Source organism: Thalassovita sp. ABM4_323, assembly GCF_056158665.1.
On sequence record NZ_JBSWTS010000007.1, the window covers coordinates 364,190 to 377,711 of the forward strand.

Annotated in this window: 16 protein-coding genes; 6 read left to right on the forward strand and 10 right to left on the reverse strand. The window is 60.3% G+C overall.

Going from position 1 to position 13,522, the window contains the following annotated elements; translation table 11 throughout:
• Positions 1-29: 29 nt before the first annotated feature.
• Both ACXADQ_RS04125 and recR read left to right on the forward strand, forming a co-directional pair.
• Complete coding sequence (locus ACXADQ_RS04125) at positions 30-374, forward strand: YbaB/EbfC family nucleoid-associated protein (RefSeq protein ID WP_475315821.1); 345 nt, start codon at positions 30-32, stop codon at positions 372-374.
• A gap of 3 nt (positions 375-377) precedes the next feature.
• Entirely contained in the window at positions 378-971 is a 594-nt protein-coding gene (gene recR, locus ACXADQ_RS04130; RefSeq protein WP_475315822.1) for a recombination mediator RecR, read from the forward strand.
• On the opposite strand, the gene ACXADQ_RS04135 is transcribed toward recR, so the two are convergent.
• Positions 968-2,140, reverse strand: a complete 1,173-nt coding sequence (locus tag ACXADQ_RS04135) for a type III PLP-dependent enzyme (RefSeq protein ID WP_475315823.1) — start codon at positions 2,138-2,140, stop codon at positions 968-970. The genes recR and ACXADQ_RS04135 overlap by 4 nt on opposite strands.
• Positions 2,141-2,604: 464 nt before the next feature.
• Positions 2,605-3,348, reverse strand: coding sequence for a DUF1013 domain-containing protein (locus ACXADQ_RS04140; protein WP_475315824.1), 744 nt, complete (start codon positions 3,346-3,348; stop codon positions 2,605-2,607).
• Positions 3,349-3,473: 125 nt separating this feature from the next.
• Here ACXADQ_RS04140 and ACXADQ_RS04145 point away from each other — a divergent pair, with 125 nt between their 5' ends.
• Complete coding sequence (locus ACXADQ_RS04145; protein WP_475315825.1) at positions 3,474-4,115, forward strand: ribonuclease T2 family protein; 642 nt, start codon at positions 3,474-3,476, stop codon at positions 4,113-4,115.
• 20 nt (positions 4,116-4,135) lie between these two features.
• On the opposite strand, the gene ACXADQ_RS04150 is transcribed toward ACXADQ_RS04145, so the two are convergent.
• The 3 genes from ACXADQ_RS04150 to ACXADQ_RS04160 form a co-directional block, all read right to left on the reverse strand.
• Entirely contained in the window at positions 4,136-4,471 is a 336-nt protein-coding gene (locus tag ACXADQ_RS04150; protein ID WP_475315826.1) for an H-NS histone family protein, read from the reverse strand.
• 314 nt (positions 4,472-4,785) lie between these two features.
• The gene (locus ACXADQ_RS04155) at positions 4,786-5,766 is read right to left on the reverse strand and encodes an NAD(P)H-quinone oxidoreductase (RefSeq protein ID WP_475315827.1); all 981 of its coding nucleotides are present in this window, start codon (positions 5,764-5,766) and stop codon (positions 4,786-4,788) included.
• 10 nt (positions 5,767-5,776) lie between these two features.
• Complete coding sequence (locus tag ACXADQ_RS04160; protein ID WP_475315828.1) at positions 5,777-6,463, reverse strand: COQ9 family protein; 687 nt, start codon at positions 6,461-6,463, stop codon at positions 5,777-5,779.
• Positions 6,464-6,575: 112 nt separating this feature from the next.
• Between ACXADQ_RS04160 and rpsU the strand changes: the two genes are divergently transcribed.
• Positions 6,576-6,782, forward strand: a complete 207-nt coding sequence (gene rpsU, locus ACXADQ_RS04165; RefSeq protein ID WP_043871123.1) for a 30S ribosomal protein S21 — start codon at positions 6,576-6,578, stop codon at positions 6,780-6,782.
• 292 nt (positions 6,783-7,074) lie between these two features.
• Here the strand turns inward: rpsU and exaC are convergent, their stop codons facing one another.
• The 4 genes from exaC to ACXADQ_RS04185 all read right to left on the reverse strand — a co-directional run bounded on the left by exaC (position 7,075) and on the right by ACXADQ_RS04185 (position 10,831).
• On the reverse strand, positions 7,075-8,598 hold the full coding sequence (gene exaC, locus ACXADQ_RS04170) for an acetaldehyde dehydrogenase ExaC (RefSeq protein ID WP_475315829.1): 1,524 nt from the start codon (positions 8,596-8,598) through the stop codon (positions 7,075-7,077).
• A gap of 147 nt (positions 8,599-8,745) precedes the next feature.
• The gene (locus ACXADQ_RS04175; RefSeq protein WP_475315830.1) at positions 8,746-9,705 is read right to left on the reverse strand and encodes a GAF domain-containing protein; all 960 of its coding nucleotides are present in this window, start codon (positions 9,703-9,705) and stop codon (positions 8,746-8,748) included.
• Positions 9,706-9,774: 69 nt separating this feature from the next.
• Entirely contained in the window at positions 9,775-10,329 is a 555-nt protein-coding gene (locus ACXADQ_RS04180; protein ID WP_475315831.1) for a flavodoxin family protein, read from the reverse strand.
• A gap of 43 nt (positions 10,330-10,372) precedes the next feature.
• Positions 10,373-10,831 (reverse strand): Lrp/AsnC family transcriptional regulator, encoded by a 459-nt coding sequence (locus tag ACXADQ_RS04185; RefSeq protein ID WP_475315832.1) that lies wholly within the window; start codon positions 10,829-10,831, stop codon positions 10,373-10,375.
• 147 nt (positions 10,832-10,978) lie between these two features.
• On the opposite strand from ACXADQ_RS04185, the gene ald reads away from it, so the two are divergent.
• Positions 10,979-12,094: an alanine dehydrogenase gene (gene ald, locus ACXADQ_RS04190; RefSeq protein WP_475315833.1), complete on the forward strand. Its 1,116-nt coding sequence runs from the start codon at positions 10,979-10,981 to the stop codon at positions 12,092-12,094.
• A gap of 111 nt (positions 12,095-12,205) precedes the next feature.
• Here ald and mscL read toward each other — a convergent pair whose 3' ends face one another.
• A complete protein-coding gene (gene mscL / locus ACXADQ_RS04195; protein ID WP_475315834.1) occupies positions 12,206-12,637 on the reverse strand; it encodes a large conductance mechanosensitive channel protein MscL in 432 nt (143 codons plus the stop codon).
• Between the two features lie 147 nt (positions 12,638-12,784).
• Between mscL and ACXADQ_RS04200 the strand changes: the two genes are divergently transcribed.
• Positions 12,785-13,486 carry a glutathione S-transferase family protein gene (locus ACXADQ_RS04200; protein ID WP_475315835.1) on the forward strand — a complete coding sequence of 234 codons (702 nt, stop codon included), beginning with the start codon at positions 12,785-12,787 and terminating at the stop codon, positions 13,484-13,486.
• Positions 13,487-13,522 lie beyond the last annotated feature (36 nt).

The following is a 13,522-nucleotide window of genomic DNA, read 5'->3' on the forward strand; positions in this document are numbered from 1 at the left end:
CCCCGCGCCCGACACACAGGAGACAGCAGATGCTGAAAGGTCTAGGCAACCTTGGCGACATGGCCAAGATGATGAAAACCGCCAAGGAAATGCAGGAGAAAATGACCGCCCTGCAAGAGGAAATGGCCGTGATGACCGTGACCGGCGAATCCGGCGCGGGGCTGGTCAAGGCGACCTGCACCCTGAAATCCGAACTGACGGCGCTGGACATCGATCCTTCGATCTTCCAACCCGACGAAAAAGAGGTGGTCGAGGATCTGATCCTGGCTGCGATCAAGGACGCGCAATCCAAGGCGGCCGACAAGGCGCAGGCCGAAATGTCCAAGCTGACCGAAGGCCTGGGCCTGCCGGCAGATATGAAGCTGCCGTTCTAAAGCATGAGCAGCAACCGCGACATTGACGCCCTGATCGAGACGATGGCCAAGCTCCCCGGGCTTGGTCCGCGCTCGGCCCGGCGCGCGGTGCTGCACCTGATCCGCAAACGTGCGCTGTTGCTGACCCCGCTTGCCGCGCAGATGCAAGCCGTGGCGGACACGGCGCGCGAATGCCTGAACTGCGGCAATATCGGCACTGGCGACATCTGCGATATCTGCGCCTCAGAGGCCCGCGCGACCGGCGTTCTGTGCGTGGTCGAGGACGTGGCCGACCTCTGGGCAATGGAACGCTCGGGCGTTTTCAAGGGCCGCTATCACGTGCTGGGCGGCACGCTCTCCGCTCTGGATTCCGTCGGCCCCGAGGAATTGCGCATCCCCCGCCTGGTGGACCGCGTGAAATCCGAAAACATCTCCGAGGTGATCCTGGCCCTGAACGCCACGGTCGACGGCCAGACCACGGCCCATTACATCGCGGACGAGCTGGACGGGCTGGTCACGCTCAGCTCGCTGGCGCAAGGCGTGCCTATCGGCGGCGAGCTGGATTACCTGGACGACGGCACGATCACCGCCGCCCTGAATGCGCGCAAGCCGCTTTAGATCACCACCACGTCCAGCGGCGGGAAACCGTTAAACCCTACGGAGGCGTATGTCGACGTATAGGCCCCGCAATTGCGGATGATCACCCGATCCCCGGCCCGCAATCCCACAGGCAGCTGAACCGGACGCTTTTCATACAGAACATCCGCGCTGTCACAGCTGGGACCGGCCAGAACGCAAGGCCCGGTTTCCTCGTGATCGCGATCGGTGATGAACTGGTAGCGGATCGCCTCGTCCATGGTTTCAGCCAGACCCGAGAATTTGCCGATATCCAGATAGACCCAGCGCAGCAGGTCATCCTCGGATTTGCGCGACACCAGCAGTACCTCGGCGGCGATCATCCCAGCCTCGGCCACCATGCCCCGCCCCGGCTCGGCCATCACGGTTTCAGCACCGTCAAAACGCGCCTCGACCATCTCCATCACGCGGGCGGCGTAGATCGAGGGCGGCTCGATCGCCTCGCCATAAAAGGCCGGAAAGCCGCCCCCAATATTGATCAGCGACAGATCAAACCCCTGCGCGCGCGCCTGCGTCCAAACTGCGGCAACCTGATCCAGCGTGTCCACCCACATCTCGGCCCGTTTGGTCTGGCTGCCAACATGGAAGGACAGGCCCACCGGGTCCAACCCCAGGTCCACCGCACGGCCCATCAGTTGCAACGCCATATCCCCGTCACAGCCGAATTTGCGCGACAGCGGCCAATCTGCCTCGGTCGAGCCCACCAACAATCGGACATAGACCTGCGCCCCGGGTGCATGTTCCGCGATCTTGACCAGCTCTTCTTCGGCATCCACGGCAAACAGGGTGATCCCCACCTGATGTGCGAACGCGATATCCGAGGGCCGCTTGATCGTATTGCCAAAGGAAATCCCCGAGGGCTGAGCCCCCAGCGACAGGCACAGCTCAATCTCGGCCCGCGAGGCCGCATCGAAATGGCTGCCCTCGGCGACCAGAACCTCCAGCACCTCACGCGCCGGGTTCGCTTTGACGGCATAGTGAATATCCGCGCGGCCCAAACCCGCCTTGAGCGCTTGAAACTGACGCGCCACGGCCGCGCGTTCTAGCACCAGCGTCGGGCGGTCAAAATTCATCGAACGGATAAAGGCTTCGATCCCATCGCATGTGCGAATGGCGTCACCGCCCGCAAAGGGTGTTACGTATGCGTTCATGGTCATCTCCAATAGACCCGGCCATCTATGACCGCTCACTTCCAACGGAGACGTTACCGTCGCTACGTAAACACAAGTCCAAAACCGGACCCGGCCAGAGGCGCGTGCGTTGGCGTCTGTGACGGCGGGATTTAGGGCCAAGCCCCTCACCGATCAAGAAAAAACTGCACTAGGCGGCGCAGAATTTACACCAGGGTTCTGGCACTTATTTTCTGATCAAAGCGCACCAAGGCCCAGCTGCGACAAAGCCCTGAAAAATCGAAGATTTCCCCACCTAGCATCGAAATTCGATCAAATTCGCAGCTCCTCTCGCGTTGCGCGCCAGTCACAGCCTACCCTCGCCCCATAATCCCCGCATTCAGCTTTTTCTTGGCAAAAATACCCATTGCGCCAGCCTGTCCACCCGCACAACGCAAAAGGCCCGAGCGATCCGCCCGGGCCTTTCCGCATGCATTGGTCCCCAATCAGGGCTGTTCGTCGTCCGAGCCGCTGGGCAGGTTGAAGAAGCTGTCGGCGTCCAGGAACTCTTCGTCCTTTTTCTCTTCTTCCTCGTCGTCCTTCAGGCTGAAGGTCTCCAGACCCTCGATCGCAGTCGGGATCTTGGGCTCGGCCTCCATGGTCAGGCTTTGTTCGGTCGACAGCAGTTTGCGGCGCTCGTCGTCCGACATGGCCTGGCCCTCGGCGGCTTTCTTGGCAGCAGCCTTCTGTACGGCGGCGTCCAGCTCGGATTGTTTACACAGGCCCAGGGCTACCGGATCGATCGGCTGCATGTTGGCGATGTTCCAATGGGTCCGCTCGCGGATCGACTGGATGGTCGGCTTGGTGGTGCCCACCAGCTTGGCAATCTGGCCATCGGTCAGCTCGGGGTGGAACTTCACCAGCCACAGGATCGAGTTCGGACGGTCCTGACGTTTCGACAGAGGCGTATAGCGCGGGCCACGGCGCTTTTCTTCACCCTGAGCGGCGGCGTTGAACTTCAGCTTCAGCTTGTGCAGCGGGTTCTTTTCAGCCGAGGCGATCTCTTCGTCGGTCAACTGGTTGTTCGCGACCGGGTCAAAGCCTTTGACGCCGGGGGCCACGTCGCCATCGGCGATGCCCTGGATTTCCAGCTCGTGCATCCCGACAAAATCGGCAATCTGCTTGAAGCTGATCGTGGTGTTGTCGATCAGCCAAACGGCGGTTGCTTTCGCCATAATCGGTTTGGCCATGTCATCTCTCCTTGACGCAAATCTTCCCCGTTGCCTGAAAACAGGCGGCCCTCGTTCAGGCGGGTTTCCATTGTAGGGGAACTTGGGGCCTATATAGTGGCCTTTGCCAAGGAAGGGAAGAGTGAATGAGATTTGTCGGTTTGGCCCTGCTTTTTGCGCTGTGCGTCGCCACCCCCATTCGCGCGGACGGAGAGAAAGCCGGCGCGTTCGATTATTATGTGTTGGCGCTCAGCTGGTCACCGAATTGGTGCGTGCTCGAGGGCGACGCGCGCAACTCCCCTCAATGTGATGACCGGCACGCGTATGGCTGGGTTCTGCACGGGTTGTGGCCGCAATATCATCGCGGCTGGCCGTCCTTTTGCCCAACGATCGAGCCGCACCCCACCCGACGTATGACCCGCGAGATGGAGGACATCATGGGCAGTGCGGGCCTGGCCTGGTATCAGTGGAAGAAACACGGAACATGCTCGGGGCTCAGCGCCAGCCAGTATTACGCGCTGTCTCGTCAGGCGTTTGATCTGGTCAATCGCCCTCAGATCTTTCGCAAGCTGACCAAGTCGGTCACGCTGCCAGCGTCGCTGATCGAAGAAGCATTTCTGAAGGAAAACCCAAGCTGGGAACCCGACATGCTGACGATCACCTGTCGCGATGGCCACATCCAAGAAGCCCGTCTATGCCTGTCAAAAACCCTGGACCCGGTGCCTTGCGGGCGCGACGTGGTTCAGGATTGCAAACGGACGGATGCTGTATTTGCACCCGTCCGGTAATACCACTTAATTCGCCTGAATTAGACGGCCATATCTTCGGGTGTTTTTCCCGCGTCCAGCGCAGCAATAAACCAGTCGGGACGACGTCCTTTTCCGGTCCAGGTTTTGCTGGCGTCAGAAGGGTCTGCGTATTTGGGCACACCTTTGACTTTCGCGCCTTTGGCCGATTGGCCTGTCAGTTCAGCCAGATTGAAACCCAATTCCTTGGCTTTCGCTTCCAGTTCGGCCAAAGCCGCCTTCCGCTGACGATCCTGATACGTCTCGATCGCCTTGCTGACTTTCTTCTGCAATGCCTTCAGATCAGGCAAGGACATTTCGGCCAACTCGGCCGCAGCAATCATATTCACTTCTGCCATTTTCTTGCTCCCTTCCAAAAATGCACAAAGGCAATTAGTCCAGAACAATTAGCAATTACAAGCTATCGCATTGAATTTATGCTGTATTTGCGGAATAGACGACCTCAGATGCGCCCCTGAGGCCGTGATATTTACTCAAGATTGTGACCAATTGGTTAATTCCTGAACGGATAGGAATGAACCCGGGCCAATACATGCGACTCACCTGAGGTCATTCAGGCGAACAGCACTTTTGCCTTCAACTCCCGCCTTATACGGTCGCAACAAGCGCTCTCATACCCGAGGCCAACAGAGCCCCCACCCGGAATTACGGGTCAAACCCGCAGAACGATCTTGCCAATATGCCCACTGCTTTCCATTCGCGCATGAGCTTTGGCCGCATCTGCCAAATCAAATTCGCTGTCCATAACCGGCCCGATTTTACCGGCGTTCAACAATGGCCAGACCTGATCGCGCAGGCTGTCGGCGATATTGGCCTTGGCCAGGTCGCTTTGCGGGCGCAGAGTTGATCCGGTGACCGTCAAGCGGCGTGTCATGACTTGGGCAAAGTTCAATTCAACCTTGGGACCTTGCAGGAACGCAATTTGCACCAGGCGCCCGTCATCAGCCAGCGCACGGATGTTGCGCGGGATGTACAGGCCTCCCACCATGTCCAGGATCAGGTTCGCACCACCTTCGGCGCGCAAAACGTCGACGAAATCCTCGTCATTATAGATGATCGTGCGCTCGGCCCCCAGGGCGGCACAGGCGGCGGCCTTGTCTTGATTGCCAACCGTCACAAAGACCCGCGCGCCGAATTCGCGGGCCAACTGGATCGCGGTGGTCCCGATCCCCGAGGAACCGCCATGAATCAGGAACCGCTCGCCCGCTTTCAGGCCACCGCGCTGGAATACGTTCGACCATACGGTAAAGTATGTTTCAGGCAGGCAGGCGGCTTCTTTCATGCCCATGCCTTGCGGCACCGGCAGGCAATGCGCGGCGGGGGTGGCTACGTATTCGGCATAGCCTCCGCCCGGCAACAAGGCGCAGACCTGATCGCCCACGGACCTGCCGCTGACGCCAGCACCGATCGCCACGATCTCGCCCGAGGCCTCGAGCCCCGGCAGATCGCTGGCGGTGGGCGGCGGCGCGTAGGACCCCGCGCGTTGCAGCGCGTCGGGGCGGTTCACGCCCGCATAGGCCACCTTGATCACCACCTGCCCGGCGGCGGGCTGGGGCACAGGGCGTTCGCACAGTTTCAGGACATCCGGTCCGCCCGGTTCGGTGATCTCTACCGCCCGCATCATCTCGCTCATCGCGTTCTCCTCAGGGTTCGTTGTTGATATGGCCGGGCAAGTCCGCGCGCGCGCTGGCGGGCGGTTTGACCTGCGACAGCACAGCCATGGGGCCGGCCAGAAGCGCGCTAAGCGCCTTGTTCTTGCGGACACCGGCTTTGAACTTTTCAAACCGCATCACGTCGTCAATGCGACGATCCAGAAACGCCCAGGTGGCCTGATGGTCCAGCGAATTGTCGCCCAGCCAGAACAACACGGTCGAGCCATAAACCCCGCTGAGCGTCGCCCGTTTGGTGTACCAATTCACATCGTCCGAGCTGTCACCCAGTGTGTTCCAGATCAGATCGCAGGTGTTCCAGATCAGCCGCGCGCCCTCGGCTGTGTGCTGCGGCAGCGCGAACAGGGTCGAGCCACGGCGCACCGCCTCTTTATCGTCAGCAGCATCGATCCGGCAGCGCACCAGAGCGGCCACCTTTTCGCTATAGCGCATCTGATCGCTGTCCAGCGCCTTATATCGTTCGATCATCAGCTGATCCCCGCGCTGATGATAGGCCACGGCCAGATCTACGGCACCGCGCGGGCAGATGGCCCGTGCCAGCACCGGATCGACACCCGCATCTGCGACCGCAAACTCAAAGGTCTGGGCAGACCACCCATCAAAAGCGACGTGAATCAGCGCCGCATCCAACAGCGTTTCCTTGAGATCCGGGGCGGTCATGGCGGGCTCCTTTTCGGGCTTTGGGACACCCTAGACAAATAGGGCGGCCTTTGCTATATGGCCACCTCCTGCAATTCATTGCAACTCAACTTAGAAAGGTGGTGAAAACCACATGCAGGTTAGCGTTCGCGACAACAACGTCGATCAGGCCCTTCGTGCCCTGAAGAAAAAGCTGCAGCGTGAAGGCGTGTTCCGTGAAATGAAGCTTAAGCAACATTTCGAGAAACCGTCCGTCAAAAAAGCGCGCGAGAAAGCTGAAGCCGTCCGCCGTGCCCGTAAACTGGCACGCAAGAAAGCTCAGCGCGAGGGTCTGCTCTAGGATCTCCTCACAGCTTGAATGCAAAGAAGACCCCCGTGCCTGGCCCGGGGGTTTGTCTTTTTCTGGGGATCCGTTTCGACGCGCTGTCGGGATTTGGGTATTTGAGCCAAGAAAAAGCAGAAGACTGCGCAAAATGGAAAACGCGCGCTGGCGGGGACCGGCGCGCGTTTTGGTTTTGAAAAGACCCCGACCTGATCGGGCTGCCGCGGGAAAGAGGAGGAGCGGACAGCGCCGGACAGGCCGGGGAAGAGCGGGGCGGATTGGAGATCGCCCCAAACCCGGAGGCTGTGACTTAGAAGAAGCCCAGCTTGTTGGGGTTGTAGCTGACCAGCATGTTCTTGGTCTGCTGATAGTGGTCCAGCATCATCTTGTGGGTCTCGCGACCGATGCCCGACTGTTTGTAACCACCAAAGGCCGCGTGGGCCGGGTAGGCGTGGTAGTTGTTGATCCAGACACGACCAGCTTCGATATCACGGCCAAAGCGATAGGCACGGGTGCCGTCGCGGGTCCAGACGCCGGCGCCCAGGCCGTACATGGTGTCGTTGGCGATTTGCAGGGCTTCTTCTTCGGTTTTGAAGGTGGTCACCGAGACGACCGGGCCAAAGATTTCTTCCTGGAAGACGCGCATCTTGTTGTGGCCCTTCAGGATGGTGGGCTGAACATAGAAGCCATCGGCGATGTCACCTTCGAACTTGGCGGCGTCGCCACCGGCCAGAACTTCGGCGCCTTCTTCAACACCGATTTGCAGGTAGGACATGATTTTGTCGTGCTGCTGCTGGCTGGCTTGGGCGCCGACCATGGTTTCCAGCTCACGCGGGTCGCCTTGTTTGATGGCTTTGACGCGTGCGATGCAGCGCTCGATGAACTCTTCGTAGATGTCTTCCTGGATCAGGGCGCGGCTGGGGCAGGTGCAGACCTCGCCCTGGTTAAAGGCGAACAGAACGAAGCCTTCGACCGCTTTGTCCAGGAACGCATCGTCCTGAGCCATCACGTCCGAGAAGAAGATGTTCGGCGATTTGCCGCCCAGTTCCAGCGTGACCGGGATCAGGTTCTCGGTAGCGTATTGCATGATCATGCGGCCGGTTTCGGTCGAACCGGTGAAGGCGATCTTGGCAATACGGGGCGATTTCGCCAGCGGAGCACCAACCTCGGCGCCATAACCGTTGACGATGTTCAGAACACCGGCGGGCAGCAGGTCGGCGATGCACTCCATCAGCACCATGATGGCTGCGGGGGTCTGCTCGGCGGGTTTCAGCACGATGCAGTTACCGGCAGCCAGCGCAGGGGCCAATTTCCAGGCGGCCATCAGAACCGAGAAGTTCCACGGGATGATCTGGCCGACAACGCCCAGCGGCTCGTGGAAGTGATAGGCCACGGTGTCGTGGTCGATCTCGGACATGTTACCTTCCTGGCCACGCAGAACGCCAGCGAAGTAACGGAAATGGTCGACCGACAGCGGGATATCAGCGGCAGTGGTTTCACGGATCGGCTTACCGTTGTCCCAGGTTTCTGCGGTCGCGATCAGGTCCAGGTTTTCCTCGATGCGGTCAGCGATCTTCAGCAGGATGTTGGAACGTTCAGCGGCCGAGGTTTTGCCCCAGGCGTCTTTTGCGGCGTGGGCGGCGTCCAGCGCCAGCTCTACATCCGCTGCGCCCGAACGCGCCACTTCACAGACCTTGTGGCCGGTGATCGGGGTGATGTTGTCCAGGTACTTGCCTTCGACAGGGGCAACGAACTTGCCGCCGATGAAGTTGTCGTAGCGCTCTTTAAAGGGCGAGGCGTACTTGGTGGCTGCGGGATTGCTCATTTCATTCATTTGGAATTCTCCTCCTCAGGTGCCGGTTTTCCGGCGGATGAGAGGAAGCTTTCCGTGATTCGAAGTGTGAAACAGCCCCGTCAAAGCGGTCGGTGAGGGTGAACTGTCTCAGGAGTGAGACACCCCGAGACAGTTCTTAAGCGCGGCTTAATCCAGCCCCAGACGCTTCATCCGGCGATACAGCGTGGCGCGCCCGATCCCCAGTTCGCGTGCGGCCGCACTGGCATTCCCACCCGAGCGGGCAAGGGCACGGCGCAGGGCAGCGCGTTCAGCCCGATCCAGCCCGGTTTCGTGACGCGGTGCGCCAGAGGTCAGCCCCAAAACGTCCGATGTGGGGCGCGGATTGGCGAAACTGTCCGCATCCAGCCCCAAATCGCGCCGCGCCGCGCGGGTGGCGCCGATGACCAGATCGTCATGATCCACGGCCAGCAGGCGCGCTTCGTCCGGGCGATCGCCCGCGACATCAATGAATCGTGCGCCTGCATAAGCGGCGCGGAAATGCTCGGTTTCGATCTGACGGGCGGTCTGGGCGACGGCGTTGGAAATCAGGCGGGTATAGCCCTCGGTCTGATCGGCGCGGCACGAGGACACGTCCACGGCGGCGATCACCTCTCCATTGGCGCCATAGATCGGCGCGTCCATGCAGCTCATGGCGATGTTGCGGCTGTGGAAATGTTCGTCGCGGTGAATAACCAACTGGCGCTTTTCGGCCAGACAGGTGCCGATTCCGTTCGTGCCCTCGGCCTGTTCGCTCCAGATGGCGCCGTTGCACAGGCCCCAGCTGTCAAAAATATCGCTGTCCGCGTCCGAGTAGCGTTCTTCCAGAACCACGCCTTCGGCATCGGTCAGCAACACGCAGCAGCCCGCCATCCCGACCAGCCGGAACAGTTGATCCAGCTGCGGGTTCGCCAATTCAAGGAACTCTCCCATGGCATCGCGGCGCTGAATGACATCCGAGTTCATCACCCGCTCGGGCGCCCGTTTGTTGCGCGGGTCCAATCCATAAGTCACCGCCGAGCGGCGCCAGGAGGCCGCCAACCGCGAGGTCGCCGCAGCGCGCGAAGAATGAGCCCCTTCCAGAACCCTGTCAGCGTGATGGTATGACATGATGGCCTCCGATCTCCTCAAACTCGGGGTCGCGTCTGGCGAAGACTAGGCAGGAAATCTGGGCGCAGTCTATAGCGACCAACGTCGCACCACACGCGCCAGACGCCCGGCAAAACGGCGGGCCGTTTCCAGATCGTCGGCGCTGACCAACTGGGTCTTGTCCCGCACGGTGGTCGCGGACAGGCCCATCCAGCTGCCTGTCTGGTTGATGCCAGGCTTGGTCTGATCGACGGGCGCCCCGATCTGATCCTGGCCGACCCAGATCATGCCGTGCTGCATGGCAAACAGGCTCAGCTGCATCAAGGTGCTCAGCTTGTCCCCTGCCGGAAAAGTGGCCACGGTAAAGCCAGCGGCCAGTTTGTCCGCCCAGAGCTGCCGCTCCCAGATGTCGCTGGAGGCATCCATGAAGGCTTTGAACTCGGCCGCGGGCCCGCCCATGTAGGTCGGAACGCCAAACAGAATCGCATCGGCAGCCTCGAGCGCCTGCCAGTCCAGCGGCTCCATCCGGGTGACATCGATCAGACGCGCGGCGCAATCCTCTTGGCCCAGCGCCACCGCAATCGTGTCCGCCAGTTTGCGCGTGTGCCCCGCGCCGGAAAAATAGGTGATCGCGACATTAACCATGTTTGCGGAGATGCCACGCCTCAACCACCGGATGCAAGCACTGTCAGACCGGCAGCGCCGTGGTTTTGAACACGGTGCGCAAGGCGAACGAGGATTGCATCTGCGCCACCCCCGGCAGCCGGGTCAGGTGTTGACGGTGAATGCGGGCGAAATCCTCGGTGTTTTCGGCAACGACCTTCAGGATATAGTCCGCCGTCCCCGCCATCAGATGGCATTCCAGAACATCCGGGATCCGCGCAACCGCCTTTTCAAAGGCCTCCAGCGTTTCATCCGCCTGCCCCTGAAGAGTGATTTCCACAAAAACTGTCGTTGGAACGTTCATCTTGCGGGCATCCAGCATGGCCACGTAGCCCTTGATATAGCCCTCTTGCTCGAGCCGCTGCACCCGCCGGTGACAGGCCGAAGGCGACAGGTTCACCTGTTCGCTCAACTCGGCATTGGACATGCGTCCTTTGTTTTGCAGCACCCTGAGGATGCGACGATCCGTATCATCCAAAGACATTTTCGCGCACGTTCCTTCGAACCATTTCCCATTTGGCCGCAGATTATCCCAAAATATCCCTGGATTACGACCCTCTTTTCAAAGCACTTGCGTTCAACCTGCGACATTCTGACAGCAAGCTTAAAACTAAGGCAGGGAGGACCCGATATGAAAATCGGTTGCCCAACAGAGATCAAACCTCAGGAATTCCGCGTGGGCATGACGCCCTACGCCGCCCAAGAGGCCACGGCAAACGGCCATCAGGTGTTCATTCAGGCCGGGGCCGGGGTGGGCGCCGGGTTTGATGACAGCACATACGCAGCGGCGGGCGCGACCATTCTGGACACCGCCGAGGAAATCTTTGGCACCGCCGACATGATCGTGAAGGTCAAGGAACCCCAGGCTGTCGAGCGCAAGATGCTGCGCGAAGGTCAGCTGTTGTTCACCTATCTGCATCTGGCCCCAGACCCGGATCAGACCCACGACCTGCTGGCTTCGGGCTGCACAGCGATTGCCTATGAAACCGTGACGGCCGCGGATGGCACCCTGCCCCTGTTGGCCCCCATGTCCGAGGTCGCCGGCAAGCTGGCGCCGCAGGTCGGGGCGTGGACCCTGCAAAAGGCCAACGGCGGGCGGGGCGTTCTGATGGGTGGCGTGCCCGGGGTCAGCCCGGCCAAAGTGGTCGTCATCGGCGGTGGTGTCGTTGGGACCCATGCGGCCCGCGTGGCCGCCGGTATGGGTGCAGATGTCAGCGTGTTGGACATGTCCCTGCCCCGGCTGCGCTATCTGGATGATGCCTTTCGGGGCGAATTCAAGACCGCCTATGCCTCGAAAGGGACAACCGCTGAATTGCTCACCACTGCAGACATGGTCATCGGCGCAGTGCTGATCCCCGGCGCCGCCGCGCCCAAGCTTGTCAGCCGTGCCCAGCTGTCCACGATGAAGCCAGGCGCCGCCATCGTGGACGTCGCCATTGACCAAGGCGGTTGTTTTGAAACCTCGAAAGCCACCACTCACCAGGATCCGATCTTCGAGGTGGACGGCATCATGCACTACTGCGTGGCCAACATGCCGGGCGCTGTTGCGCGCACCTCGACCATCGCGTTGGGGAATGCGACGATGCCGTTCCTGATGGCGCTTGCGAACAAAGGCTGGAAACAGGCCTGCGCGGACGATCCGCACCTGCTGAACGGGCTGAACATCCATGCTGGCCAGCTGACCTATTTTGCGGTCGGCAAGGCACTGGGATTGGATGTGGTCTCGCCTCAATTGCTGGTGAAATGAACCCTTGGTGATGCCTGCCCCAGGGCGGTGTCACCTTGATCCCTGCACCTTTGGTGCATCCTCCCTTGGCCCGGTCTCAGGCAGTCCCTGAAACCGGGTTCTTTTTTGGGATTAGCCCTTTTTCAAAGAGTCCCGAATCTCCAGCAGAACGTCCAGTTCGCTGGGACCCTTGGGCGCCTCGGGGGCGGCTTCTTCTTCTTTTTCGGCGGCCTCTTTGACCTTGTTCACGCTGCGCACCAGCATGAACACGACAAAGGCGATGATCAGGAAATTGATCACAGCCATGACAAAGCTGCCGTAGGCAAAGACCGAGGCCCCGGCCTCGCGCGCGGCCTCGAGGCTGGCGCCTTCGGGCACGTCGCCGCCCAGAATCGCGTAGTTGTTGGTAAAATCCACACCGCCGGTGAACAGCCCGATGATCGGGTTGATCAGATCGGCGACCATGGATTTCACGATCGCGGTAAAGGCCGCACCGATGATGATACCAACCGCCATGTCCATGACATTGCCCTTGGCGATGAACGTTTTGAATTCCTGTAGCATTGGGTTCCCTTCCCTCTTTTAGACAGCCGCAGACGCGTTCGCGCGTTTCTCAACAGCCGATGGTGCAATATTCCACAGAGTTGCCCCCTGTCGCATAGGGAAAATTCCGCTAAATTCCCCCTCAGACCCCGAATTGAGGAGCACGACATGACTTTTCCTGAAGATTTTCCGATCACCAAACGCTGGCCCGCTGAAAACCCCGAAGTCCTGCAGCTGTATTCCTTCCCCACGCCGAACGGCATCAAGGTGTCGATCATGCTGGAAGAAATCGGCCTGCCCTACGAGGCGCACCGCGTGACTCTGGGCGATGCGGATGTGAAATCGCCCGAATTTCTGTCTCTGAACCCCAACAACAAGATCCCCGCGATCGTTGACCCCGATGGCCCTGGCGGGCAACCGATGGGCCTGTGGGAATCCGGTGCGATCCTGATCTATCTGGCCGAGAAAAGCGGCAAACTGCTGCCCACGGACACCGCCAAACGCTACGAGGTGCTGCAATGGGTGATGTTCCAGATGGGCGGCGTTGGCCCGATGTTCGGACAGCTTGGTTTCTTCTTTGCCTTTGCTGGCAAAGACATCGAAGACCCCCGCCCGCGCGAACGTTACATCAACGAAGCCAAGCGCCTGCTCTCTGTGATCGAAAAACAACTGGACGGCCAGGATTGGATCTGCGGCGAGTATTCGATCGCCGATATCGCCCTGGGCGGCTGGCTGGGCGCGCTTGATTTCTATGGTGCGCGCGACGTGGTCGAGTGGGACAGCCGCCCCAACATCATCGCGTATCTGGAACGTTTCCGTGCACGCCCGGCCGTGCAAAAAGGGATGAACATCCCCCCGCGCGAAGGCTGAGTGGTCTGAGGGGGCTTTGCCCCCTCTTTCCCTTGA

What these genes read in the sequence shown, in the direction of transcription:
- ACXADQ_RS04125 (WP_475315821.1), top strand. Translation starts at nt 30, where the DNA reads ATGCTGAAAGGTCTAGGCAACCTTGGCGACATGGCCAAGATGATGAAA.
- recR (WP_475315822.1), top strand. Translation starts at nt 378, where the DNA reads ATGAGCAGCAACCGCGACATTGACGCCCTGATCGAGACGATGGCCAAG.
- ACXADQ_RS04135 (WP_475315823.1), bottom strand. Translation starts at nt 2,140, where the DNA reads ATGAACGCATACGTAACACCCTTTGCGGGCGGTGACGCCATTCGCACA.
- ACXADQ_RS04140 (WP_475315824.1), bottom strand. Translation starts at nt 3,348, where the DNA reads ATGGCCAAACCGATTATGGCGAAAGCAACCGCCGTTTGGCTGATCGAC.
- ACXADQ_RS04145 (WP_475315825.1), top strand. Translation starts at nt 3,474, where the DNA reads ATGAGATTTGTCGGTTTGGCCCTGCTTTTTGCGCTGTGCGTCGCCACC.
- ACXADQ_RS04150 (WP_475315826.1), bottom strand. Translation starts at nt 4,471, where the DNA reads ATGGCAGAAGTGAATATGATTGCTGCGGCCGAGTTGGCCGAAATGTCC.
- ACXADQ_RS04155 (WP_475315827.1), bottom strand. Translation starts at nt 5,766, where the DNA reads ATGAGCGAGATGATGCGGGCGGTAGAGATCACCGAACCGGGCGGACCG.
- ACXADQ_RS04160 (WP_475315828.1), bottom strand. Translation starts at nt 6,463, where the DNA reads ATGACCGCCCCGGATCTCAAGGAAACGCTGTTGGATGCGGCGCTGATT.
- rpsU (WP_043871123.1), top strand. Translation starts at nt 6,576, where the DNA reads ATGCAGGTTAGCGTTCGCGACAACAACGTCGATCAGGCCCTTCGTGCC.
- exaC (WP_475315829.1), bottom strand. Translation starts at nt 8,598, where the DNA reads ATGAATGAAATGAGCAATCCCGCAGCCACCAAGTACGCCTCGCCCTTT.
- ACXADQ_RS04175 (WP_475315830.1), bottom strand. Translation starts at nt 9,705, where the DNA reads ATGTCATACCATCACGCTGACAGGGTTCTGGAAGGGGCTCATTCTTCG.
- ACXADQ_RS04180 (WP_475315831.1), bottom strand. Translation starts at nt 10,329, where the DNA reads ATGGTTAATGTCGCGATCACCTATTTTTCCGGCGCGGGGCACACGCGC.
- ACXADQ_RS04185 (WP_475315832.1), bottom strand. Translation starts at nt 10,831, where the DNA reads ATGTCTTTGGATGATACGGATCGTCGCATCCTCAGGGTGCTGCAAAAC.
- ald (WP_475315833.1), top strand. Translation starts at nt 10,979, where the DNA reads ATGAAAATCGGTTGCCCAACAGAGATCAAACCTCAGGAATTCCGCGTG.
- mscL (WP_475315834.1), bottom strand. Translation starts at nt 12,637, where the DNA reads ATGCTACAGGAATTCAAAACGTTCATCGCCAAGGGCAATGTCATGGAC.
- ACXADQ_RS04200 (WP_475315835.1), top strand. Translation starts at nt 12,785, where the DNA reads ATGACTTTTCCTGAAGATTTTCCGATCACCAAACGCTGGCCCGCTGAA.